This is a genomic window from Micromonospora sp. NPDC048040 (assembly GCF_055587185.1).
On the sequence record NZ_JBVJGT010000004.1, the window covers coordinates 104,090 to 127,852 of the forward strand.

A 23,763-nucleotide genomic window follows, 5' to 3' on the forward strand; every position below is an offset into this window, starting at 1 on the left:
CGATGGAGCTGTCGCTGGCGACCCGCACCGTGGGCGAGCACACAGTGCTTGAGGTCGGCGGTGAGGTGGACGTCTACACCGCCCCCCGGCTGCGGGAACGGCTCCTCGAACTGATCGACGGCGGGGCCCGCCACGTCGTGGTCGACCTCGGCCGGGTGGACTTCCTCGACTCCACCGGCCTGGGCGTGCTGGTGGGCGCGCTCAAGCGGCTGCGCTCGGTCGGCGGTTCGTTCGCGTTGGTCTGCGACAAGGAGCCGCTGCTCAAGATCTTCCGGATCACCGCGCTCGACCAGGTCTTCCCGTTGCATCCCACGGTCGACGCGGCGATCGGCGCGGGCCCGGCCGGCGCTGGCGCGTGATGGCCACGGTCCGGCTCTCCTTCTCGCCGGCCCCGGTGCACGTGCGCACCGCGCGCCTGGTCGGTGTGGCGGTCGCCCGGCGCGCCGGGGTCCGCGAGGACCTGCTCGACGAGGTGCGCCTCGCCATCGGCGAGGCGTGCACGCGCGCGGTCGCCCTGCACCGGCAGTACGGCGTGCCCGACCCGGTGCTCGTCGAGATGTCCGACAGCGGGGCGTACGCGGTGCGGGTCGTCGACCGCGCGCCGATCGAGGCCGGCCTCGGCCTGGCCGCGCTGGACGCCGACCAGCTCGCCAACGAGTCGTTGAACGAGGACGACCTCACCACCGGCGTCGGCTTCGCGCTGCTCGCCGGCTTCGTCGAGGACCTCCAGGTCCGCCCGGTCGACGAGGGCATCGGCACCGAGGTGCGGATGGTCTGGCCCGTGGGCCGCTGAAGCTGATCCGCCCCGGCCCCGGCGAGGGGTCGCGCCGCTGCTCCACCGCCCTCCGGCAGAGGGCGTCGCACGCCGTCAGGCCGCGTCCCGTGCGGGGACGCGGCCTCCTTGTCATGGACGGACTCCTATATCAGATTTTTCCTCATAACACAGCGACGAAGATCATCGAGACAGGGTGCCCCCTCGGTGTGACCTCCGACACTGCGGAGGGCTACAGTACGCGGGTTGTCAGCAAGTGATCGCATCCCGCAACCAGCGGGAACGGTGTCATCGCTGGTCCGCCGGGGTGGGTTGGCGCGCTTGCGAATCCGCATCCAGGCGCCGGGTCGGTGCGTCTCCACCGGCCGGCGCGAGCGTTCGGTACAGGAGGACACAGATGTCCGACACCTTGGCCGCCGAGGGCGGCGGGATCTCCCTCACCGGAAACAATGTCACGTACGTCGTCATCGCCGCGGTGATCGCGCTGGTGGCGCTCGCCTTCGCCGCCGCACTGACGAAGGCCGTCCTGGCCGCCGGCAAGGGCACCACCAACATGCAGGAGATCTCCGGCGCGGTCCAGGAGGGCGCCTCGGCCTACCTGCTCCGGCAGTTCCGCACCCTGGCGATCTTCGTGGTCATCGCCGTGGTGCTGCTCTTCCTGCTGCCGGTGCACGACACCGACGGCAACGAGACGGCGGTGAAGATCGGGCGCTCCGCCTTCTTCGTCGTCGGCGCGCTGTTCAGCGCGTTCATCGGCGGCGCCGGCATGTGGCTGGCCACCCGGGCCAACCTGCGGGTCGCCGCCGCCGCCCGGGAACGGCAGGGCGGCCGCGAGGGCGCCATGAAGATCGCCTTCCGCACCGGCGGCGTCGTCGGCTTCCTCACCGTCGGGCTCGGCCTCTTCGGCGCCGCGCTGGTCGTGCTCTTCTTCCGGGGCGACGCGCCGACCGTGCTGGAGGGCTTCGGCTTCGGCGCCGCGCTGCTCGCCATGTTCATGCGGGTCGGCGGCGGCATCTTCACCAAGGCCGCCGACGTGGGCGCCGACCTGGTCGGCAAGGTCGAGCAGGGCATTCCCGAGGACGACCCGCGCAACGCCGCCACCATCGCCGACAACGTGGGCGACAACGTCGGCGACTGCGCCGGCATGGCCGCCGACCTGTTCGAGTCGTACGCCGTGACCCTGGTCGCCGCGCTGATCCTCGGTCGCGCCGCCTTCGGCGAGCAGGGCCTGGTCTTCCCGCTGATCATCTCCACCATCGGCGTGCTCATCGCGATCGTCGGCGTCTTCATCACCCGGCTGCGCGCCTCGGACCGCAGCGGCCTGACCGCGATCAACCGGGCCTTCTACATCTCCGCGCTGCTGTCCGCGGTGCTGGTCGCCGTCGCCACGTACGCGTACCTGCCGGCCACCTTCGCCGAGCTGGAGGGCGGGCTCACCGACGTCGACGAGAACCCGCGGGTCGTCGCCATCGGCGCGGTCGTCATCGGCATCGTGCTGGCCGCCGCGATCCAGGCGCTGACCGGCTACTTCACCGAGACCGACCGGCGCCCGGTGCAGGACATCGGCAAGAGTTCCCAGACCGGCCCCGCCACCGTCATCCTCGCCGGCATCAGCGTCGGCCTGGAGTCGGCGGTCTACTCGGCGCTGCTGATCGGCGCCGGCGTGTTCGGCGCGTTCCTGCTCGGCGGCAGCTCCATCACGCTCTCGCTGTTCGCCGTGGCGCTGGCCGGCACCGGCCTGCTCACCACGGTCGGTGTGATCGTCGCGATGGACACGTTCGGCCCGATCTCCGACAACGCCCAGGGCGTGGCGGAGATGTCCGGCGACATCGACGAGCACGGCGCCCGGACGCTGACCGAGCTGGACGCGGTCGGCAACACCACCAAGGCGATCACCAAGGGCATCGCGATCGCCACGGCCGTGCTCGCCGCGACGGCGCTCTTCGGCTCCTACACCGACACGCTGCGCACCGCGTACTCCGACGCGGGGGTGGGCGACGTCGGCGCCGAGATCCTCAACTCGCTGAACGTGGCGAACCCGCGCAACCTGGTCGGCCTGATCATCGGCGCGGCGGTGGTCTTCCTCTTCTCCGGGCTGGCCATCAACGCGGTCTCCCGCTCGGCCGGCGCGGTCGTGATGGAGGTCCGCCGGCAGTTCCGCGAGCTGCCCGGGATCATGGACCGCACCCAGCGCCCCGAGTACGGCAAGGTCGTCGACATCTGCACGCGGGACGCGCAGCGCGAGCTGATGACCCCCGGCCTGCTCGCCATCCTCGCCCCGATCGCGGTCGGCTTCGGCCTCGGGCCGGGCGCGCTCGCGGCGTACCTGGCCGGGGCGATCGGGGCCGGCACGCTGATGGCGGTCTTCCTGGCCAACTCGGGCGGCGCCTGGGACAACGCGAAGAAGCTCGTCGAGGACGGCGCGTACGGCGGCAAGGGCTCCGAGTCGCACGCCGCGACCGTCATCGGCGACACCGTCGGCGACCCGTTCAAGGACACCGCCGGCCCGGCGATCAACCCGCTGATCAAGGTGATGAACCTGGTCTCGCTGCTGATCGCGCCGGCCGTGGTGGCCTGGAGCGTGGGCGACGAGAAGAACACCGCCCTGCGGGTCGGCATCGCCGTGGTGGCGACGCTGATCGTCGTCGCGGCGGTGGTGTTCAGCAAGCGCAAGGGCGTGGCGATGTCCGACTCCGGTGCCGGCACCGGCACGGGCAGCCCGGACCAGCGACCGGAGACGGTCAACGCCTGATCCCGTCCGGCATCCCGGTCCCCGGTCGGCCCGCGTGGCCGGCCGGGGACCGTCCGGGCCGCCGCGGCAAACCTGAGCGGTGCCCCGGCTCGACACAGGTCGTACGCTGCTTCGCATGCGCACGTGCCGGGCGACAACCGCCGGAAAGCTCACGGTGGTCCTGGCCACGCTCGTCCTCGTGGCCGCTGGCTGCGGTGGCGGCCCCAGCCCGCAGGCGTGGGCGGCGTCGGTCTGCTCGGCGCTCACGCCGTGGCGGGCCGAGATCAGCAAGCTGACCAGCAGCACCGACCAGCAGATGACCGCCCAGACCACCCCGGCGCAGGCGAAGGAGAACCTGGTGCGGCTCTTCGGCGGCGCGGAGCAGGCCAGCGAGACCGCCCGGCGCAAGGTCGAGCAGGCCGGCGTCCCGGAGGCCGAGCACGGTGCGGAGGTCTCCGCCGGGTTCCGCGCGTCCCTCGAGAAGATGCGCGACGCGTACGGCCGGGCCCGCGACACCATCGACGGGCTGAGCACCGGGCAGCCCGCCGCCTTCTACGACGGCGTCCGGGCCGCCGTGGACACGCTGAACAAGGAGTACGACGCCAGCGCGCTCGACACCAGCCGACTCAACTCGGAGGAGTTGAAACGGGCCTTCGACGAGGTGCCGGAGTGTCGCTGAGCGGGACCGGCGAGTCGGACGGCCTGACGCCGCCCGCGCTGTTCCCGGCGCCCGAGCCGGACCGGATGGCGCCGGCGCCCCGCCGGGCCGCCCCGCCCCCGCCGGGCGACGTCGACGACTCCGCCCGGCAACTGCCGTTCTTCGCCGCCGAGGCGGCGGACCCGTCCCTCGCCGACCTCGCCGGGCTGCTCGCCGGTCCGGGCGAGGTGGTCCGGATGGGCGGGACGGCCCGCCTCTCCGTGGTGGTGGACGCCGCCTGGCGCGTGCACGTGCTCGCCGCCGAGCTGGCGCTGCGCGGGGTGGCGGCCACCTGGGAGGCGACCGCCGACGGGCGGCACGCGGTGCGCACCTCGTACGCCCGCACCCTGAAGCCGCTCGCGGTGGCCTGGCTGCGCGGCTCCGGCAAACGTCCGCCCGCCGGGTTCCACCTCAACGGCCGGCGGCTGCGGCTCTGGCTCGCCGCGGCGGGGGTGGCCGAGCCGCCCGGCTACCTGCTCCGGCTCGGCGTGGCCGACGAGGAGTGCTGGGAGCCGGTCGGCGGGGCGCTCGCCGCGGTCGGCCTGTCCGGGGCCCTCCTGGGGTCGGCCGACGGCGGCCCGGCGTACCGGATCACCGGCCGCCGCCGGCTCGCCCGCCTGGCCGAGCTGGTCGGGGACCCGCCGCCCGCCGCCCCGCCGACGGCCTGGCCCGGCCACCCCTGACCCGGCCCGCCCCCGCTCCACCGGTGTCCGATCCGGGACAGCCGGACGCGGAAATCCGCAGGAAAACGGCCGGGTGGCGCGTCGACCGACGGCCCGCCATCGTCACAGTGTCCCGCCTCCCGGCACACGCACGGTGTACGGTGGCGCCGTCCGGCACCGCCAGCGCCGCCGGAGAGAAGGTGCCGCCCCGCCGGGGGCGGTTTGCCGCCCGCGAAACCCGAAACGCGGGCGGCGCGTTACGTTGGACGTCCGGGCCGCCGGGGGTCGGCGGGTCGGAAGCGGGCCCGAACCGGGCACCGCGCGGCTGCGAGCAGGAGTGAGGTCGGGGAGAAACGTGCCGAGCAACGCTGGAACCACCCGTCTGGTCATCGTCGAGTCACCGGCGAAGGCCAAGACGATCTCGGGCTACCTCGGCCCGGGATACGTCGTGGAGGCCAGCTTCGGCCACGTCCGGGACCTCCCACGCAACGCCGCCGACGTGCCGGCGAAGTACAAGGGCGAGCCGTGGGCGCGGCTCGGGGTGGACGTCGACAACGGCTTCCACGCCCTCTACGTGGTCTCCGCCGACCGCAAGCAGCAGATCAGCAAGCTGGTGAAGCTGGCCAAGGAGGTCGACGAGATCTTCCTGGCGACGGACGAGGACCGCGAGGGCGAGGCGATCGCCTGGCACCTGGTGGAGACTCTCAAGCCCAAGGTGCCGGTCAAGCGGATGGTCTTCCACGAGATCACCAAGCCGGCGATCCAGGCGGCGGTGGCCAACCCCCGCGAGATCGACCGGGACCTGGTCGACGCCCAGGAGGCCCGGCGCATCCTCGACCGGCTCTACGGCTACGAGGTCTCCCCGGTGCTGTGGAAGAAGGTCATGCCGAAGCTCTCGGCGGGCCGGGTGCAGTCCGTGGCGACCCGGATCGTGGTGGAGCGGGAACGGCAGCGGATGGCCTTCCGCACGGCGGAATACTGGGACATCCTGGCCACCCTCGCCGTGGCGAACGCCGGCGAGGGGCCGCGCAACTTCAACGCCACCCTGGTCGCGCTGAACGGCGACCGCATCGCCACCGGCAAGGACTTCGAGCCGACCACGGGCCGCGTGAAGCCCGGCGCCGGGGTGGTGCACCTGGACGAGGGCGGGGCCCGGGGGCTCGCGGCCCGCCTGGAGGGCCGGCCGTTCACCGTCACCCGCGTCGAGGAGAAGCCCTACCGGCGTCGCCCATACGCGCCGTTCATCACCTCCACCCTCCAGCAGGAGGCGGCCCGCAAGCTGCGGTTCTCGTCGCAGCAGACGATGCGCACCGCGCAGCGCCTCTACGAGAACGGCTACATCACCTACATGCGTACCGACTCGGTGAACCTGTCGGAGACCGCCATCGCGGCGGCCCGCCGGCAGATCGTCGAGCTGTACGGCGAGCGCAGCGTGCCGCCGGAGCCGCGCCGTTACACCGGCAAGGTGAAGAACGCGCAGGAGGCGCACGAGGCGATCCGCCCCGCGGGGGACAACTTCCGCACCCCGGGCGACGTGGCCAAGGAGCTGTCGGCCGAGGAGTTCAAGCTCTACGAGCTGATCTGGCGGCGCACCATCGCCTCGCAGATGACCGACGCCGTCGGCTCCAGCGTCTCGGTGCGCATCCGCGCCGTCTCCTCCGCGCAGGAGGAGGCCGACTTCGGCGCCACCGGCAAGACCATCACCGACCCGGGCTTCCTGCGCGCGTACGTCGAGTCGAGCGACGACGAGAACGCCGAGGCCGAGGACGCCGAGCGCCGGCTGCCCACCCTCGTCAAGGACCAGCCGCTCACCGCCGACGAGCTGGCCGCGCAGGGTCACCACACCCAGCCACCGTCGCGCTACACCGAGGCGTCGCTGGTCAAGGCCCTCGAAGAGCTGGGCATCGGCCGTCCCTCGACGTACGCGTCGATCATGCAGACCATCCAGGACCGCGGGTACGTCTTCAAGCGCGGCCAGGCGATGATCCCGTCATTCCTGGCGTTCGCCGTGATCGGCCTGCTGGAGCGGCACTACCCGCGCCTGGTCGACTACGACTTCACGGCCAGCATGGAGAACGAGCTGGACGAGATCGCCGGCGGCGACCACGCGGCGGTCGACTTCCTCACCGCGTTCTACTTCGGCAGCGCCAACGGCGCCGGCGACCGGGACATCGCCCGCTCCGGCGGCCTGAAGAAGCTGGTCACCGAGAACCTCAGCGAGATCGACGCGCGCAGCGTCAACTCGATCCCGCTGTTCACCGACGACGACGGCCGCGAGGTCGTCGTCCGGGTCGGCCGCTACGGCCCGTACCTCCAGCGGGCGGTGCCGGGCGAGCAGCCGGCGCCCGCCGCGGAGGGCGAGGAGGGCGGCGGCCAGGGCGACCGGGCGCCGATCCCCGAGGGGCTGGCGCCGGACGAGCTGACCCCGGAGAAGGTGCACGAGCTGTTCCTCGGAGGCGGGGGCGAGCGGAAGCTCGGCGACGACCCGGCCACCGGCGAGCCGATCCTGCTCAAGTCGGGCCGCTTCGGCCCGTACGTGGCCAGCGGCGAGCGCAAGTCGTCGCTGCTGCGCTCGCAGTCGCCGGACTCGCTGACCCTCGACGAGGCGCTGAAGCTGCTCAGCCTGCCCCGGCTGGTCGGCGTGGCCCCGGACGGTGTCGAGGTCTTCGCGAACAACGGCCGCTACGGCCCGTACGTCAAGCGCGGCGACGAGTTCCGCTCGCTGGACTCCGAGGACAAGATGTTCAGCGTCACGCTGGACGAGGCGCTGGCCCTGCTGGCCGCCCCGAAGACCCGCCAGCGGCGGGCCGCCGCGCCGCCCCTGCGGGAGATGGGCGCCGACCCGCTGACCGAGAAGCCGCTGGTCATCAAGGACGGGCGGTTCGGCCCGTACGTCACGGACGGGGAGACCAACGCGTCGCTGCGCCGGGGCCAGACCCCGGAGGCGCTGAGCATCGAGGAAGCCTCCGAGATGCTCGCCGAGAAGCGCGCGAAGGGCCCGGCGCCGAAGAAGAAGGCCGCCGCGAAGAAGGCGCCCGCCAAGAAGGCCGCGGCGACGAAGGCGACGGCGGCGAAGAAGACGGCCGCGGCGACGAAGTCCACGGCCGCCAAGAGCACGACGACGGCCAAGGCCACCCCGGCGAAGAAGGCCCCGGCCAAGAAGGCGGCGCCCCGGAAGGCCACCACCACCGCCGACTGACCGCCACCTCAGCCGAGGATTCGGGTGAGGTGTGGGTTGGTGAAGAGACGGTCGGGGTCCAGGCGGTCGCGTTCTGCCAGGAAGTCCGGGAAGCGGGGGTACGCGGGGGCCAGCGACCCCGCGTCCCGCCAGTGCAGCTTGCCCCAGTGCGGGCGACCGCCCAACCCCTCCGCGACCTGCTCGAACGCGCGGAAGTACGGCTCGTACGGCATGCCGACGTACTGGTGGATCGCCACGTACGCCGACTCGCGCCCGTACCCGTGGGAGAGCCAGATGTCGTCGGCGGCGCTGAACCGCACCTCCACGGGGAAGAGCACCTTGAAGGGCAGGCCGTCCACGATCCGGCGGAGCGCGCCGAGCGCCTCGCCGAGCGCCTCGCGCGGCAGCCCGTACTCCATCTCCACGAAGCGGACCCGGCGCGGGGTGCAGAACACCTTGTCGGAGCGGCCCGTGTAGCGGCGTTCGGTGAGCGCCCGCGCGGAGACCGCGCTGATCCTCGGCGCGAGCGCCGGCACGGCGCGGCCGAGCCGGCAGGCGCCCTCGAAGACGGTGTTGGACAGGAAGTCGTCGTCCAGCCACCCGCGCCACCGGGGCAGCGGCCGGTCGTCGACGGGCACCCGGTCGTTGGTCTTGACCTGCGCCCGGTCGGTGTACGGGAACCAGTAGAACTCCGCGTGGTCGTGCGCCTCGACCAGCGCCGGCAGGTCGGCCAGCACGGCGTCCAGCGGCGCCGGCCGCTCGTGCGCGTGCAGCACGAAGGCGTCCACGCAGCGCAGGGTGACCTCGACCAGCACGCCGAGGGCGCCCAGGGAGACCCGGGCGGCGGCGAAGACGTCGGGGTTCTCGTCGGCGGAGCAGCGCAGCACCTCGCCGGTGCCGGTGACGAGGGTGAGCGCCTCGACGAACGTCGACAGGCAGCCGTACGCGGCACCGGTGCCGTGGGTGCCGGTGGAGATCGCCCCGGCGATCGTCTGCGCGTCGATGTCGCCGAGGTTGGGCAGCGCGAGACCGTGCGCGGCGAGCAGGTCGTTGAGCGCGCACAGGGTGATCCCGGCCGGTACGGTGACCAGTCGGCGGTCGACGTCGACGCGTACGCCGGTGTCCAGTGCGGTCAGTTCCATCCGCCGTCCGTCGGCGACCGCGACGCCGGTGAAGGAGTGGCCGCTGCCGACCACCCGGATCCGGTCTCCGGCCGTCGCGGCGGCGCGTATGGCATCGGTGACGTCGGAGAGAGAGGTGGGGCGCAGGATGGCGGTGGCGGTGGCGCGCTGGTTGCCGGCCCAGTTGGACCAGGCGGCGGTGGACGCTGCGGTGCCGGCCATGCACACTCCTCGACATGAATGTGAACTGACTTCATATCAGGAACGTTGTCGCAGGTAAATACCGCAATCGAGTCTTGCTCGTTGTACTGGTAGTCACGAACTCGTGACGTGCAGATATGTTCATCCGTCGAAGGGGGGTGGCGCCGAGTGTCCACACCAGCCGCCACAGCCGGGCCGCTGCGCCGCGTACCGGTGCAGGGTCGAAGTGTCGCTCGGGTCCAGCGGATGCTGGACGCCTGTGCCGAACTCGTCGACGAGGTGGGGTACGAGGGGCTCACCACGACCCTGCTCGCCGAGCGTGCCGAGGTGGCGATCGGGTCGGTGTACCAGTTCTTTCCGGACAAACGGGCGATCGTGCAGGCGCTCACCCTGCGCACGATGGAGTCCTACCTCCAGCGGCTCGACGAGCGTTTCGCCTCCGACGACCTGACCTACTGGTGGGACGGGGTCGACGCGGGGATCGACGAGTACATCACGATGCAACGCACCGTCCCGGGATTCCGTACCCTGCACTTCGGCGACGTGGTCGACCTGCACCTGCTCGATGAGCAGCGGGACAACAACGGGGTGATCGCGGACCAGTTGGCCCGCGTGCTCGGCGAGCGCTTCGGCCTGACCGACGTCCCCGACCTCCGGTTCCACCTGGAGATCGCCGTGGAGACGGCCGACGCGCTGATCAAGCTGGCGTTCCGTCGGCAGCCGGAGGGTGACGAGCGGGTGCTGGCCGAGGCGAAGGCGCTGATCCGGGAGTACCTGCACCGACAGGTCGACGCCCCGGCCGACGCCGGCCAGCCCGGCTGACCCCGGTCCGCCGGCCGGGCTGACCCCGGACCGCCGGCCCGGGTGCGTGGGTGGCGGGACCGGACGCGAAGGCCCGGGGTGCGCCGGGCGCGAAGCGGGGTGCGGGACGACACGGTGCGTAGGACGTACCCGGGGTGCGCCGGGCGACAGGTGCGGAAAAGACGGAACGGCCGGGGTGCGCCGGCCGGTGGACAGGGCACGACGGCCCGGGTGCGCCGGGCGGCGGAGAGCGGCAGAACGGCCCGGGGTGCGCCGGGTCGGTGAGTCTCAGAGGAAGGCGTGGCCCTCGCCCCGGTAGGTGGGCACGGTGGCCACGACCGCATTTCCCTCGACCAGGTGCAGCTCGTTGACGTGCTCGCACAGCTCGCCGGCCTTCGCGTGCCGGAACCAGACCCGGTCGCCGACCCGCAGGGTGGCGGCCGCCGTGCCGGCCAGCGGGGTCTGCACCTCGCCGGCCCCCTCGGTGCCGACCAGTTTCAGCCCGCCGGGCAGCCACGGGCGGGGCAGCCGGCTGTCCTCCGCCGGGCCGGAGGCGACCCAGCCGCCGCCGAGCACGGTGGCCAGGCCGGGCGCCGGGCGGCGGACCACCGCGCAGGCGAAGAACGCCGCCGGGGTGGGGCGCCAGGCGCGGTAGGCGTCGAACAGCGTCGGCCCGTACAGGCCCGATCCCGCGGTGACCTCGGTGACCGCGGGATCGGCGCTGGTCGCGGCCAGGCTGCCGGTGCCGCCGCCGTTGACGAACTCCAGGTCGGCGTGTTCGCGTACGGCGGCCACCGCCGCGGCCCGGCGGGCCAGCAACTCGCGGTACGACCCGCGCTGGGCCAGCCGGATCGCGGAGCCGAGCACCGCCCGCCCGGGCGGCGCGTCCCCGAGGCCGGCGATCTGCGCCTCGTACGACATCAGCCCGACGAGCCGGAAGCCGGCGCGGCCCGCGACGGTGGCGGCGAGCGCGCCGGCCGCCCGGGCGCTGTGCACCGGCGAGCGGCGCACCCCGATGTGCACCCGCCCGCCGAGCGGTCGCCAGGAGGCGTCCAGGTCGAGGCAGACCCGCAGCTCGGGACGCCCGCCGGGAGCCCGCACGGCGTCGACGAGGTCGAGCTGGTCGGTGCCGTCGACCATCAGCGTGACGGCGGCGGCGAGCGCCGGGTCGGCGGCGAGCTCGGCCAGCGCTCCCCGGTCGACGGTGGGGTACGCCACCAGCGCGTCGTCGGTCACGCCGGCGCGGACCAGCCAGATCGCCTCGGGCAGGGTGAAGGCCATCACGCCGTGCCAGCCCGGCCGCCCCAGCGCCCGGCCGATCAGCTCCCGGGCGCGGACCGACTTGCTGGCGACGCGGATCGGCTTGCCACCGGCGCGGCCGGCCAGCGCGGCGGCGTTGCCGTCGAAGGTGGCGAGGTCGACCACGGCGTACGGCGGGTCGAGGTGCGCGGTCGCCCGGTCGAGCCGCTCACGGAGTCTGTCGCTTTCGGTGGCCACGTCTGCACGCTAACTGTCTGGGAGTGAATGCGAAATACCCTCGCGTCTGTCCGGGCTGACGGCGGTGGCCGCGGCGGCCTAGGCTCGGCGAGCAGGAGAATGTCGCGGCGGGGAAGGTTCCCCACCGGGTCTAGAGTGTTCCACCGGGACTGCCCAGCGATGGGCCGGCACGTGGAGGTACGGCCATCGAAAGCCAGTTCAACGGCGAGTCGCCCGGCGTGTCGTCGTCATCGAACAAGCCCGGCGGCACCGCCGACCAGCCCGTTGCCGACCTGTCCGGCTACGCCGGCATCCGGTCGGTGCTGCGCATCACGCCGTTCCGCCGGCTCTGGATCGTGCTCGGCGCGGCGTCGTTCGGCGACTGGTTCGGCCTGCTCGCCACGTCGGTCTTCGCCGCCTCCCAGGTCGAGGGGAGCACCGCCCAGGGCGCCGCGTTCGGTGGCGTCATCGCCATCCGGCTGCTGCCGGCGCTGGTGCTCGGTCCGGTCGCCGGCGTGCTCGCCGACCGGTTCGACCGGCGCTGGACGATGGTCATCTGCGACATCCTGCGGTTCCTGCTCTTCGCCTCGATCCCGATGGCCGCGCTGCTCGGCGCCCCCGGCGGGGCGGTGGTCGCCTGGGCGGCGATCGCCACCTTCCTGATCGAGTCGCTCACGCTGCTGTGGATCCCGGCCAAGGAGGCCGCGGTCCCCAACCTGATCCCGCGCGCCCGGTTGGAGGCCGCCAACCAGCTCACGCTGATCACCACGTACGGCCTCACGCCGGTCCTGGCCGCGCTGATCCTCGCCGCGCTCGACGGCATCGTGCGGGCGGCGACCGGGGGCTCGACGCCCAACTGGGCGGAGCCGGCCGATCTGGCGCTCTGGTTCAACGCTTTCTCCCGGCTGGCCACCGCGCTGGTGGTGGCGTACGGCATCAAGGAGATCAGCCAGGGGCAGGTCGCGGAGCGGAGCGGCGGCGAGCAGAGCATGCTGCGCCAGTTCAAGGAGGGCTGGCGCTACATCGGCCAGACCCCGCTGGTCCGCGGCCTGGTGCTCGGCATCTTCGGCGCGTTCGCCGGCGGCGGCATCGTGATCGGCACGGCGAAGTTCTTCGCCACCTCGCTCGGCGCCGGCGACGCCGCCTTCTACCTGCTCTTCGGCGCCATCTTCGTCGGCCTCGCGCTCGGCATCGGGCTCGGCCCGATGATCGTCAAGGACATGTCCCGGCGGCGCTGGTTCGGCATGAGCATCGTGCTGGCCAGCGCGTCGGTGATGGCTCTGGCCTTCGCCATCCACCTGTCGATGGCGATGGTCGGCGCGGTCCTAGTCGGCGCGGGCGCCGGGATGGCGTTCCTCTCCGGCACGACCCTGCTCGGCGGGGAGATCGCCGACGAGGTGCGGGGCCGGGTCTTCGCGGTGGTGCAGATCGGCACCCGGCTGGTGCTGATCCTCGCGATCGGCCTCAGCAGCCTGCTCGCCGGCGTCGGCGGCTCGCGTCGGCTGGAACTGGCCGACCTGGGCGTCTCGATCTCGTCCACCCGACTGCTGCTGCTCGCCGCCGGCGCCGCCGGCATCTTCGCCGGGATCAGCGCGTTCGGGCAGATGGACGACAAGAAGGGCGTCCCCGTCCTGGCCGACCTCTGGGGCTCCGTCCGGGGCCGCCCGCTGATGCCCGCCGAGCTGTTCGTCTCCGCCGGCCTCTTCGTGGTCTTCGAGGGCGGCGAGGGCGCCGGCAAGTCCACCCAGCTCGCCGCGCTCGCCGAGCGGCTGGGCGGGCAGGGGCGCGACGTGGTGGTCACCCGCGAGCCGGGCGCCACCGCCGTCGGCGAGCGGATCCGGTCGCTGCTGCTCGGCGCGCCCGGGTCCGACGTGCCGTCGCCGCGCGCCGAGGCGCTGCTCTACGCCGCCGACCGGGCGCACCACGTGGCCACCGTCGTCCGGCCGGCGCTCGTCCGCGGCGCGGTGGTGATCAGCGACCGGTACGTGGACTCGTCCCTGGCGTACCAGGGCGCGGGGCGGACGCTCCCCGTCGACGAGGTCTCCTGGCTGTCCTCCTGGGCCACCGGCGGGCTCAAGCCCGACCTCGTGGTGCTGCTCGACGTCGACCCGCACACCGGCCTGTCCCGGGTGGCGTCCCGCGCCGAGGCGGCCGACCACGTGGAGGCCGAGTCGGTCGCCTTCCACGAGCGGGTCCGGTACGCCTTCCTCGACCTCGCCGCCGCCGACCCGAAGCGCTACCTGGTGCTCGACGCGTCCCGCCCGGTGGAGGAGATCGCCGAGCAGGTGGCCCGGCGGGTCGAGGAGATGCTGGGCACCCCGGGCGGCATCGTGCACCCGCGCCCCGCCCAGGGGCCGGACACCTCGGTGCAGCCGGAGTTATCCGAATCGGAGCTGGTGACGATGGAGCATCGGACCTGATGCCGGACGTCTTCGCCGACCTGGTCGGGCAGGACGAGGCGGTCGACACGCTGCGCCGCGCCGCCGCCTCGGCGGCGGCCGTGCTGCGCGCCGCCGTCCCGCCCACGACCGACGCCGCCGGGGACGAGTTCGACGCGCTCGCCGAGGAGGCCGAGGGCGCGGGCGCCGGGGGCGCGGGGGCGGGTGCCGCCGCCGATCCCGGGGCGGGGATGACGCACGCCTGGATCTTCACCGGGCCGCCCGGGTCGGGCCGGTCGGTGGCGGCCCGGGCCTTCGCCGCCGCCCTGCAGTGCGCGTACGGCACCGGCTGCGGCCAGTGCCCCGGCTGCCACACCACCATGGCCGGCACGCACGCCGACGTCCGGCTGGTGGTGCCGGAGGGGCTCTCCATCGGCGTCAACGAGATGCGGGCGCTGGTGCTGCGCGCCGCCAGCACCCCGTCGGGCGGGCGGTGGCAGGTGGTGGTCATCGAGGACGCGGACCGGCTCACGGAGGCCGCCGGCAACGCGCTGCTCAAGGCCATCGAGGAGCCGCCGCCGCGTACGGTCTTCCTGCTCTGTGCCCCGTCCACCCACCCGGACGACATCTCGGTGACCATCCGGTCGCGCTGCCGGGTCGTACCGCTGCGGCAGCCGGCGGCCGAGGCGGTGGCCGAGGTGCTGGCCCGCCGGGACGGCGTGGCGCCCGACGTGGCGCAGTGGGCGGCGGCGGCCGCGCAGGGGCACGTGGGCCGGGCCCGCCGCCTGGCCCGCGACCCGGAGGCGCGCACCCGCCGGGAGGCGGTGCTCGCGGTGCCGCGCCGGCTGACCGGCGTGGGGGCCGCGTTCGACGCGGCGTCGGCGCTCATCGAGGCGGCGGAGGCGGAGGCGGCGGCGTCGGTGGCGGAGACCGACGCGACCGAGCGGGCGGCGCTGGAGACGGCGCTCGGCGCCGGCGGCACCGGGCGGGGCGCGGCCGGCGCGATCCGGGGCGCCGCCGGCCAGCTCAAGGACCTGGAGAAGCGGCAGAAGTCGCGGGCCACCCGGGCGCAGCGGGACGCGCTCGACCGCGCCCTGGTCGACCTGGCCGGCTTCTACCGGGACGCGCTCACCATGGCGCTGCGCGCCCCCGTGGCGCCGGTGCACACCGACACCGCCGCGCTGGCCGGGGCGGGCGCGCAGAAGTGGGACGCCGAGGGGGCGCTGCGCCGCCTGGAGGCGGTGCTGGAGTGCCGGGCGGCGATCGAGGCGAACGTCAAGCCCCGGATCGCCGTCGAGGCGATGATGCTCGCGCTCTGGAAGGGCTGACCCGCCCGTTCGGCACCGGGCCGGATTCCGCCGGCCGCGTCGGTTGTCCACAGGCATCGACAGCCGCAATTGCTGTGCGGTACGGTCCGGTGTGCCGTGACGGTGGCGGCACGCTCAGTGATGGCCTGTCCGGGAGGAGTCCGCCGATGTCGCGGGGGGAGATCGACGAGGCCTGGATCGAGGAGGCGGTGCGGCGTTACCGCCGGATCGAGTCCCTCCAGGCCGAGTTCGACCGGGCGGTGGCGACCGTCGAGGTCACCGTCCGGTCGCCCGACGGGCTGGTCGAGGTGGTGGTCACCGCCGGCGGGCGGATCACCGACGTCCGGTTCCTCGGCCCGCTGCACACCCGCAGCCCCCGGGACGTCGCCGGCTCGGTGCAGGCCGCGGTCACCGCGGCGGCCGCTGCCGCCCAGTGGGCCCGGGAGAAGCTGCACAACGAGACCTTCGCCGCCTACCGTCCGCTGGCGGGAGCCTGACATGGACACCCTGCACGCCCTCGCCGCCCGGCTCGACCAGGCGAGCGAGACCATGACGGCCGTGTCCCGCACGGTCACCGCCGGCGACCCGCCGCAGGCCGCGTTCGGCGCCGACGCCCCCGGCCGGCCCGGCGAGATCGGGCGGGCCCTGCACCGGCAGTGGATCGCGGCCACCGGCGACCGGGCCCGGGAGGCGCACGCCGTGGCGCAGCGGCTGGCGGTCGCGGCGGCGGCGGTGCGGGCCGCCGCCGACCACTACGCCGACGCCGACCGCGCCGCCCGCTACCGGCTGACCGGGGAGGCGTGATGGACACGCTGGACCGGCTCGCCGAGCCCGGGCTCGACCTGCTGGGCCGGGTCGACACGCTGCTCGCCGCCGGGGCGCCCGAGGGCCACCGCGTCTGGCCGCTGCTGCGCCGGATGCAGGTGCTCCCCGGCGAGGCGGTCCGGAACTTCCTCGACCTGCACCCGGCGCCGCTGGCGGGCGCCGGCCACGCGGCGCGCCGGCTCGTCCGGGGCTACGACGAGGCCTCCGCCGCGCTGGCCGATCCGGTGCTCTGGTCCGGTCCGGCAGCGTCGGCCCACGGGCAGGCCCGGGCGGCCCTGCTGCGCCATCTCGACGAGGGGCCGGAGAGCCTGATCGGGCGGCTGGAGTCCACCGCCGGTTACGCCGACGCGCTCGCCGACTGGGTGGAGGGCAGCCGGCGGGCGCTGGCCCGGGCGCTGGCCGACGTGCTGCGCTCCGCCGAAGCGGTGGCCGTGGTCGCGGCGACCTCGGGGCCGGGCGGCGGACCGGGGCACCGGGGGCCGGGCGGGACCGAGGCCGCCGAGATCGCCGCGCGGGTGTTGGCGGTGCTCTGCGTCGCGTACGACGGGGCGGAGACGCTGCTGCGCCAATGGGGGCCGAGCCTGGCCGAGTCCCGCTGGTGGGAGCCGGTGGCCGACCGCCCCCGCTACGACGCCCCCACCCGGATCGGCTGGTAGTTTCCGACCGCCCCGCCCGGGTGGCGCGCCCGGCGTTTCCGCGACGGACCCCGGCACGGCGCACGGCGTCGCGCCCAGGGCCCGGTCCGGCCGGGCTCCGGCGGCGACGCCGTGGCCTTTCCCCTGCACCCCCCGCAGGTCTGCCTCCACTCAACGCCTCCGGTGCTCGTTTGTCCCGTACGGGGCAGCGGAATCAACCGTCCGGGCGAGGGGGACGGCACGACGAGGTGGCCTGCGAATCGGTTGACTCGACCACTGTGGATGGCTGCACGGCGTAGTCGGGCGGCGACGGCCGGCCCCGCCGCAGCCGCTCGGCCGTCGTAGGGTGAAGGGCATGGGCATGCTCTGCGCGGTCAGCTTCCAGCGGTACGGGCGCCTCTACTATCTCGACCCGGGCGAGCTGCGCCCGCAGGTCGGCGACAAGGTGCTGGTGCCGACCGACGACGGGCCCGAGGTGGCCGAGTGCGTCTGGGCCGCGCAGTGGGTCTCCGAGGACACGGCGGGCTTCCCCCGACTGGCCGGGCTCGCGCAGGACGAGGACCTGCGCCGCGACGAGGCGGTGCGCCGGCGCAAGGCCGAGGCGAAGGTCGCGGCGAAGCGGCTGATCCGGGAGCACGGCCTGCCGATGAAGGTGGTGGCGGTCGACCACGTGTTCGGCTCCGGCGAGGGGAGCGGCGAGCGGAGCACCATCTACTTCACCGCCCCGCACCGGGTGGACTTCCGCTCGCTGGTCCGTGACCTGGGGGCCACCCTGCACTGCCGGGTCGAGCTGCGCCAGCTCTCCGCCAGGGACTCGGCGCGGGTGCAGGGCGGCATCGGCTCCTGCGGCCGCGACCTCTGCTGCGCCACCTTCCTCACCGACTTCGAGCCGGTGACCATCCGGATGGCCAAGGACCAGGACCTGCCGCTCAACCCGCTGCGCATCTCCGGCGCGTGCGGCCGGCTGATGTGCTGCCTCAAGTACGAGCATCCTCTTTACCAGCGGTTCCAGGAATCCGCCCCGGCGATCGGCGCGCGGGTGTCGACGCCGGAGGGCGACGGCCGGGTGGTCGGCCACAGCGTCCCGCGTGACTCCGTCACGGTCCGCCTGGACGTCGACGGCTCCCGCTGCTCCTGCTCCCGCGCCTCGGTCTGCGGCCCCCGCCAGGCCCACGACCAGCACTACAACCCCTGACCCACCCCCACCCCCACCCCCGTCCCCGTGCGCCCCCGCGCGGTTGATCATGAAGTTGTTGCCACCCACATCGCGGCGTGTCGCAACAACAACTTCATGATCAACGAGGCCGGCGGCCGGTGGGGGTGGGGGTTGGGGGTTAGGTGAGGGTGGTGGGGGGTTCGGCCAGGCGGGGGCGGAGGGGGTGCTTCGGCGACAGCCAGGAGGACTCGGGGGACTGGTCGGGGTTGACCTGCCAGTGGCGGGCGACGCGGTCGACCGCGATCGGGTAGATCGTCAGCGTGCCGTCGGGATCGATGCGCAGCCGCAGGAACGCCTTCGCGTCCTCGATGCCCTGGCCGGCGAAGAGCTCGTTGACGTTCACCCCGAACGCGCCGGCCACCAGCAGGTACGCGGCCACGAGCTGGCTCGCCACCAGCCCGCTCACCGGGCCGTAGACCACCGCCGCGGCGACGGCCGGCAGCGGCCACGGCCAGTCGTAGAGAGGCAGGACCAGCCAGGCCCAGGTGCCGGCGGCGGCCAGCCCGACGTGGGCCAGGCCGTGGCCCACGCCGAGGATCCAGTGCCGCGCGTGCCGCTTCCCGCCCGAGCTGGGCGGCTTGGCGAAGAAGGCCGCGGCGAGCACCGTGACGACCAGCATCGCCACCAGCGGCACGCTGAACAGTCGCTGCTCGGTGCCGGTCCGGTTGCTCACGACGCCGGCCATCGCCAGCATCAGCAGCGTGTGCAGGGTGCCGAGCAGGGTGGTGAAGCCCGGGTTGCGCAGCGGCAGCCGGGGGAAGATCCCCCAGCCGTACCGCCGGGAGCGGGCGGCGTCCGGATAGCGGCCGGCCAGGTCGTACGGGCGGGAGGTGCTGGCCCGCCGGGCGAGGGTGTCACGCGGGGGCACCTCGATCCGCTCCGGGAGCTTGTGCGTCGGGTAGAGGTACGCGCCCCCGCTGCCGCAGGTGATCAACTGCCGGTCCGGGCCGGCGTACCGGGCGTAGTGGTGCAGGTCGCCGGAGATCAGCAGCCGCACCTGCGCCCCGGTCGGCGCGATGATCGTGCGGATGAAGTAGTCGATCGAGTCGTACGCCGTGGGGTGGTCGACGGCCTTGACCCACGTCGGCGCCGGCACGGTCAGGATCACCCGGCTCTGCGGGCCCAGCCGCTCGGCGACCTTGTCGAAGTAGGTGAGCTGCGGGTCGTCCAGGTACGAGCCGGACTGGTCGTCGAGGCCGAGCAGCCACCAGTCGGCGGGCAGTTCGACGGCGAAGTACGAGCGGGACTGGCCGGTGTCCCAGCCGCCGAAGTGCCGGTCCCGGGACCGGACGAACAGCCGCAGGAAGGCGGTCAAGCCGTCGTACCAGTCGTGGTTGCCGGGGACCGCGAAGAGCGTCGGCCGCTCGGGCGGGCTGACGGGCAGGGCGGCCTGGTAGGGCCCCTTGCACCGGTCCTCGTACGCCTCGTACGCCGCCGACGGGTAGACCTGGTCGCCGCCCATCACCAGGGTCTGCGCCCGGGGCAGCCGGTGCCCGTCCACCTCCAGTTCCCGCTGGGCGATCAGGTAGGCCACCGAGTAGGTGGCGTTGAAGCCGTCGCCCAGGTCGGCCACGTAGTCCAGCCAGAGCCCGCCGTCCGGCCCGACCTGGCGGAAGATCCCGTCACCGAACGCGTTCTGCAGCTCCCGCTTGTCCAGGTACGCCCCGAAGAGCATCGCCAGCAGCGTACGGATGCCGGTGCTGATCAGCAGGAAGGGCGCGAGCCACGGCACGGGCTTGCGCGGGGTGAAGCCCAGCTCGTGCGGATCGGTGCTGCGCGGTCGTCGCGCCGCCCGCCCGCCGGCCGCCTCGCTCGCGTGCGGGCTCGCCGCCGCGCCGTCCTGCGGGTCGTCGTCGGGGGCACGATCGTCCGTCACCCGCCGCAGCGTAGTCCGGACCCGCCGCCATCGCTGTCCGGCGAACGACGGATCGGCCCCGGATGTCCGGGTCGGCGGGGCGGGTGGGGGATCCCGCTCGGCCGGGCGGCCGGTCGTGCCGTACACTTGACGATCGTTGCCGCCTTAGCTCAGTCGGCTAGAGCGACGCACTCGTAATGCGTAGGTCGACGGTTCGATTCCGTCAGGCGGCTCGGTGAAGAAGCCCAGGTCAACGACCTGGGCTTTCGCCGTTTTCCGAGGTCGATCACGCCGCCGCTGACGGGCCGAGTCCTTAGATAGTCCTTGTCCCGTGCAGCGACCGCCTCGTCCAGCTGGTTGGCAACGGCGTCCAGGTCATCGCCGAACAGACCCGCGTACACGTCCAGCGTCATCGGCGCCGAGGCATGCCCGAGCATCCGCTGCACCGCCTTGACGTTGGCGCCCGCCGCGACGGCCAGATGGGCTTCAGGCAGGGCAGCGACGCCGAGGCCCTCGCTCAGTCGAGCAGTCCCGGAACCCGCTCCCGAAGCTTGGCCATCACCCGCGACAGCCCGGCGTCCAGGTCGTCGCCGTCCCACCGCACGAGTTCCTCGCCCAGCGGCTTGCCCGACACCAGCACCGTCCAGCGCCCCCGTTCGCGTTCGCCGTCCATCTTGACGATGGCGATCAGGCCGTGATCCCCGGGCTGGACCAGCAACTTCGGTTCACTCCACCGGTGCACCGAAACGACACATCCGGTTTGACCATCCACAACGGCCACTACGCGCACTCTCGCGGGCGCCCCTGGTGGGGCACCTCCTACCGGAGCGGTGGCCGGACCCACCTCACCTGCAATGGATTCCTGCCATGACTCGCACCGCATCTCAGGGGCAAGCTGCGGCGGGTTCACCGGCTCCCCGCTGAGGCACCCGAGCCCCAAGACTGCCAGCGCCGCCACGAGCCGCGGGTTTGTCGTCCTGCGGGGCGACGGGGGGCGGGCCGGCGCACTCAGATCGATGACGGGCATAGGGCAAGTTATCCGATGGGCAGGTAACCCGCTCGTACCGACGCGGGCCATCCACGGGCCAGTAACCGTGGCGCGCAGCGGTTATGAGCGGGCACGAGCGGCATGGGGGCTCTGCCGCCGCCCGCAGGCGTTTCGGACATCACGGCCCGTTGAGCGCGCTCTTCCAGACTCGAAGCGCCGCGACCGCCTCGTCCAGCCGGTTGGCGACCGCGTCAAGGCGGCCCGCAAGCGGGCCGCGCTGGCCCGGCCCCGGCCTGCTGGCGACCTCCGGCCGGCATCGGTCAGCTCGGCCGGCGATGCTGGGCAGGTTTCCGAGCGGTTGCGGTCCGGTGGGGAGAGTGATGCGCGGTTCGAGGCTCGGATGAGGGCGCGGCATCGGCCGATCATCCAAAAACAATCCGGGCCGATCAGTCGGCCACCGCCGACTGCTTGGTCAGGCCGATCACGGAGTGTCACGAGTAGCGTGATGCCTGAACGACGCCGACCGATGCCCCGAAATTGTGTACGGGGCGGTAGTCGTAAGGAAGGTGAGTTGGATCATGAAAAGACGAGTGTCGGCACTGTTGGCAGGTGTCGTATTCCTCGTTGCGGTCCTGGTTTACCCCACTCCTGCCTCAGCCGCTGTCTCGCAAATCGAGATTGCTCCGACAGCGCAAGTCAGCTCCCAAGGGGTCTTCGTGACCGTCTCGGTCACCTATCAGTGCACCCCCTCCGAACCCGCCAACATCGAGGTCTACGTCGCGCAGGCCAGAGGGACTCAACTCGTGGAGGGCTTCGGCTTCCTCTTCAGCGTCTGCAGTTCCTTCACGCAGACATCGCAGATTCTCGTGCAGTCGCGAAGCGGTTCGCCGTACCACCCGGGCCTGGCCGTGGCCACAGCTTCGGATTTCGACGGCGGTGATTTCACCGGCCCGGTGGAGATCCGCCTCGTCCGTTGATCGCCGGTTCCCACACTTCCGCGCTTGAATTTCAGTCGACGGCGGCCTCCCGACCGGAATCGGGAGGCCGCACCTCACTTGCGCGACGTCGGTGCCTGCCGGCAGAGCCGGCGGTACTCGGCCGTCACCACCGCGAGCAGGAAGAGGTCCACGCAGAGCGCGGAGAGCGCCCCGAACTGATCGACGGTGAAGCTGAAGATCTGCCCGAACAGCAGGTCCACGAGCAGCGCGAGTTTGAACAGCCGGAAGGCTCGCACCCGGTCGTGCGGTAGCAGCAACGCCCCGCGGATGCCGAGCACCGCGGTGATCAGCGCGGAGATCGAGACCCCGACCACCGCCCGCCACTCCCGCTGGTCGGGCAACAGGCCGGTGACCGCGTCCTGCACGACCGTGAACACGACGACGAACGGCTCGCCCACCAGATAGAGCACCACCAGCGACACCACCCATCGGTGGGTGGTCACCCAGATCACCGCCCGGCGGGCCCGGCCGAGCCAGGGCTGCCAGAACCGGGGGCCGGGTGGCTCACGTCGGGGTACGGCGTCCAGCAGCTTCGCCACCGCCTCCTCGACGTCCGGGCCGCAGCCGTCGACCTGACGCATGACCGCTGTGCGACGCTGATCGGTGAGCCCCGTGCGGAGCCCGCCGACCACCGTGTACAGCGCGTTGGCCGTCCGCTCCGGGCCGGAGAGCCTGGTCCGTCCGCGGATCGCCTGGGTGATCACGACCAGCAGGGCGAAGGCGCCGTAGATAATGCCGGCGGCCGGGGCGTAGAAGTAGTCGGTTCCGGCCGTGACGAACTTGCCCACCTCGTCGATGAAGAGCCCGAACCCTGTCCCGCCCAGGATCGCGCCCAGGACGCGTGGGGCGCTGCCGAGGAAGACCAGCGCGACACCCAGGCCGGCGGTCATCAGCAGCCCACCCCAGAGCACGTGCGCGATGTGGAACCCGCCGCCGCCGAGCCGCGGGTAGCCGGCCGCCTGGAGGAAGGCCCGCGTGACCAGCACCGTCACCACCCCGGAGAGCACGAACGCCTGCAGGTACGACGGCGCCTCCAGCACCCGCGGCGGCATCGACCATCGGGACGGACGGGCGGGCATGGTCCCGACGCTAGTGGCGGCGGCCGTCACCCCGCGCCGGTTCCGCCCGAATGAGAGGCGGCCCCGGCCACGAGTGCGGGGCGGGAGGATCGTCAACGCCGCCGGCGGTCACACCGTGGGCGTCTCGGAGCGGAAGCTGTGACCGAGTTGGTCGCCGAGGCCGAAGTAGTGGCGGAAGTTGTAGATCAGTGGGTTCCAGGACTTCGGGTCGACGTGGTTGGTTCCCGGCACGACGATGCGGGCGTCGGCGTGCACGGCCAGGACGTGGGCCTCGACGATCAGGAAGTCGCCGCCTGCGTCGGCGCGGACGTGCGCGGCGCGGGCCTCCAGTTGCAGCGGGCAGTCGGCCACCCGGGGTGGTCGCACGTGTTGCGATGGCTGCGGGCGCAGCCCGGCGGCCTCGAACTTCGCCGGTTCGTGGCGGAAGCGGTCACGCTTCTGGACCGGTACCGGATGCCGGCCGGTCAACGGGGCGAGGCGTTCGACGGCTTCCCACTGGTGCGCGGCGGGAAAATTGATCACCATCTCGGGGCGCGAGGCGAGGTTGCCGGCGCTCTGGCCCTCGCGACCGAGTCCGAGCACCACGACGTGGCCGAGAGCCCACGCCGAGGAGATGGGTGCGAGGTTCGCGCTGGCGTCGTCGTTCTCGGTGCTCAGCAGCACCACCGGGGTCCCGAAGTACAGGACCTTCGGGTTGATCGTCAGGTGCTCGGCGGCGGCGGGAGAGGTGGTCGTCGTCGTCATGGTCGCCGACGGTACGGGCGGGACGCTTCGGTGCCCACCGAAGCGATTGACCGGCGACCGGAGCTTCGCCGGCGGTGAGCGGCCGCAGGCGGACCAGGT

General features: G+C 73.2%; 20 protein-coding genes and 1 tRNA gene. 15 read left to right on the plus strand and 6 right to left on the minus strand.

From position 1 onward, the window contains the following. The first annotated feature begins 2 nt into the window (after positions 1-2). From ACZ6O2_RS07070 to topA, 6 genes are all read left to right on the plus strand, one after another. Positions 3-359, plus strand: a complete 357-nt coding sequence (locus ACZ6O2_RS07070) for an anti-sigma factor antagonist (RefSeq protein ID WP_350701814.1) — start codon at positions 3-5, stop codon at positions 357-359. Beyond that, the gene (locus ACZ6O2_RS07075; protein WP_350684273.1) at positions 359-793 is read left to right on the plus strand and encodes an ATP-binding protein; all 435 of its coding nucleotides are present in this window, start codon (positions 359-361) and stop codon (positions 791-793) included. Before ACZ6O2_RS07070 ends, ACZ6O2_RS07075 begins: the two co-directional genes overlap by 1 nt. A gap of 376 nt (positions 794-1,169) precedes the next feature. Next, positions 1,170-3,524, plus strand: a complete 2,355-nt coding sequence (locus ACZ6O2_RS07080) for a sodium-translocating pyrophosphatase (protein WP_350701813.1) — start codon at positions 1,170-1,172, stop codon at positions 3,522-3,524. 115 nt (positions 3,525-3,639) lie between these two features. Further along, positions 3,640-4,182 carry a hypothetical protein gene (locus ACZ6O2_RS07085; protein ID WP_350701811.1) on the plus strand — a complete coding sequence of 181 codons (543 nt, stop codon included), beginning with the start codon at positions 3,640-3,642 and terminating at the stop codon, positions 4,180-4,182. Continuing rightward, positions 4,179-4,883 carry a hypothetical protein gene (locus tag ACZ6O2_RS07090; protein WP_466022379.1) on the plus strand — a complete coding sequence of 235 codons (705 nt, stop codon included), beginning with the start codon at positions 4,179-4,181 and terminating at the stop codon, positions 4,881-4,883. Before ACZ6O2_RS07085 ends, ACZ6O2_RS07090 begins: the two co-directional genes overlap by 4 nt. Positions 4,884-5,217: 334 nt before the next feature. After that, entirely contained in the window at positions 5,218-8,061 is a 2,844-nt protein-coding gene (gene topA / locus ACZ6O2_RS07095) for a type I DNA topoisomerase (protein ID WP_350701810.1), read from the plus strand. A gap of 8 nt (positions 8,062-8,069) precedes the next feature. Here topA and ACZ6O2_RS07100 read toward each other — a convergent pair whose 3' ends face one another. Continuing rightward, positions 8,070-9,383, minus strand: coding sequence for a D-arabinono-1,4-lactone oxidase (locus ACZ6O2_RS07100; protein ID WP_466022278.1), 1,314 nt, complete (start codon positions 9,381-9,383; stop codon positions 8,070-8,072). 225 nt (positions 9,384-9,608) lie between these two features. Between ACZ6O2_RS07100 and ACZ6O2_RS07105 the strand changes: the two genes are divergently transcribed. After that, a complete protein-coding gene (locus ACZ6O2_RS07105; protein ID WP_466022380.1) occupies positions 9,609-10,184 on the plus strand; it encodes a TetR/AcrR family transcriptional regulator in 576 nt (191 codons plus the stop codon). 267 nt (positions 10,185-10,451) lie between these two features. Here the strand turns inward: ACZ6O2_RS07105 and ACZ6O2_RS07110 are convergent, their stop codons facing one another. Then, complete coding sequence (locus ACZ6O2_RS07110; protein WP_466022279.1) at positions 10,452-11,660, minus strand: alanine racemase; 1,209 nt, start codon at positions 11,658-11,660, stop codon at positions 10,452-10,454. Positions 11,661-11,959: 299 nt separating this feature from the next. Here ACZ6O2_RS07110 and tmk point away from each other — a divergent pair, with 299 nt between their 5' ends. The 6 genes from tmk (at position 11,960) to ACZ6O2_RS07140 (ending at position 17,979) form a co-directional block, all read left to right on the plus strand. Further along, a complete protein-coding gene (gene tmk / locus ACZ6O2_RS07115) occupies positions 11,960-14,059 on the plus strand; it encodes a dTMP kinase (RefSeq protein ID WP_350702668.1) in 2,100 nt (699 codons plus the stop codon). Further along, positions 14,059-15,345 carry a DNA polymerase III subunit delta' gene (locus ACZ6O2_RS07120; RefSeq protein ID WP_466022280.1) on the plus strand — a complete coding sequence of 429 codons (1,287 nt, stop codon included), beginning with the start codon at positions 14,059-14,061 and terminating at the stop codon, positions 15,343-15,345. Before tmk ends, ACZ6O2_RS07120 begins: the two co-directional genes overlap by 1 nt. Positions 15,346-15,491: 146 nt before the next feature. After that, entirely contained in the window at positions 15,492-15,821 is a 330-nt protein-coding gene (locus ACZ6O2_RS07125; protein WP_466022281.1) for a YbaB/EbfC family nucleoid-associated protein, read from the plus strand. 1 nt (position 15,822) lies between these two features. Further along, the gene (locus tag ACZ6O2_RS07130; RefSeq protein WP_466022282.1) at positions 15,823-16,128 is read left to right on the plus strand and encodes a hypothetical protein; all 306 of its coding nucleotides are present in this window, start codon (positions 15,823-15,825) and stop codon (positions 16,126-16,128) included. After that, on the plus strand, positions 16,128-16,805 hold the full coding sequence (locus tag ACZ6O2_RS07135; protein ID WP_466022283.1) for a hypothetical protein: 678 nt from the start codon (positions 16,128-16,130) through the stop codon (positions 16,803-16,805). Before ACZ6O2_RS07130 ends, ACZ6O2_RS07135 begins: the two co-directional genes overlap by 1 nt. Before the next feature lie 334 nt (positions 16,806-17,139). Further along, positions 17,140-17,979, plus strand: a complete 840-nt coding sequence (locus ACZ6O2_RS07140; RefSeq protein ID WP_466022284.1) for a PSP1 domain-containing protein — start codon at positions 17,140-17,142, stop codon at positions 17,977-17,979. Positions 17,980-18,118: 139 nt separating this feature from the next. Here the strand turns inward: ACZ6O2_RS07140 and ACZ6O2_RS07145 are convergent, their stop codons facing one another. Then, positions 18,119-19,876 (minus strand): metallophosphoesterase family protein, encoded by a 1,758-nt coding sequence (locus ACZ6O2_RS07145; protein WP_466022285.1) that lies wholly within the window; start codon positions 19,874-19,876, stop codon positions 18,119-18,121. Between the two features lie 138 nt (positions 19,877-20,014). Between ACZ6O2_RS07145 and ACZ6O2_RS07150 the strand changes: the two genes are divergently transcribed. Continuing rightward, positions 20,015-20,088 (plus strand) — tRNA-Thr (locus ACZ6O2_RS07150). A 284-nt stretch (positions 20,089-20,372) separates the two neighbouring features. Here the strand turns inward: ACZ6O2_RS07150 and ACZ6O2_RS07155 are convergent. Continuing rightward, positions 20,373-20,597, minus strand: a complete 225-nt coding sequence (locus ACZ6O2_RS07155) for a hypothetical protein (RefSeq protein WP_350701793.1) — start codon at positions 20,595-20,597, stop codon at positions 20,373-20,375. Positions 20,598-21,559: 962 nt separating this feature from the next. Here ACZ6O2_RS07155 and ACZ6O2_RS07160 point away from each other — a divergent pair. Further along, on the plus strand, positions 21,560-21,820 hold the full coding sequence (locus ACZ6O2_RS07160) for a hypothetical protein (protein ID WP_466022286.1): 261 nt from the start codon (positions 21,560-21,562) through the stop codon (positions 21,818-21,820). A gap of 74 nt (positions 21,821-21,894) precedes the next feature. Here ACZ6O2_RS07160 and ACZ6O2_RS07165 read toward each other — a convergent pair whose 3' ends face one another. After that, a complete protein-coding gene (locus tag ACZ6O2_RS07165) occupies positions 21,895-22,893 on the minus strand; it encodes a hypothetical protein (protein WP_466022381.1) in 999 nt (332 codons plus the stop codon). A gap of 135 nt (positions 22,894-23,028) precedes the next feature. Next, positions 23,029-23,664, minus strand: coding sequence for a flavin reductase family protein (locus tag ACZ6O2_RS07170; protein WP_350701789.1), 636 nt, complete (start codon positions 23,662-23,664; stop codon positions 23,029-23,031). Between the last annotated feature and the right edge of the window lie 99 nt (positions 23,665-23,763).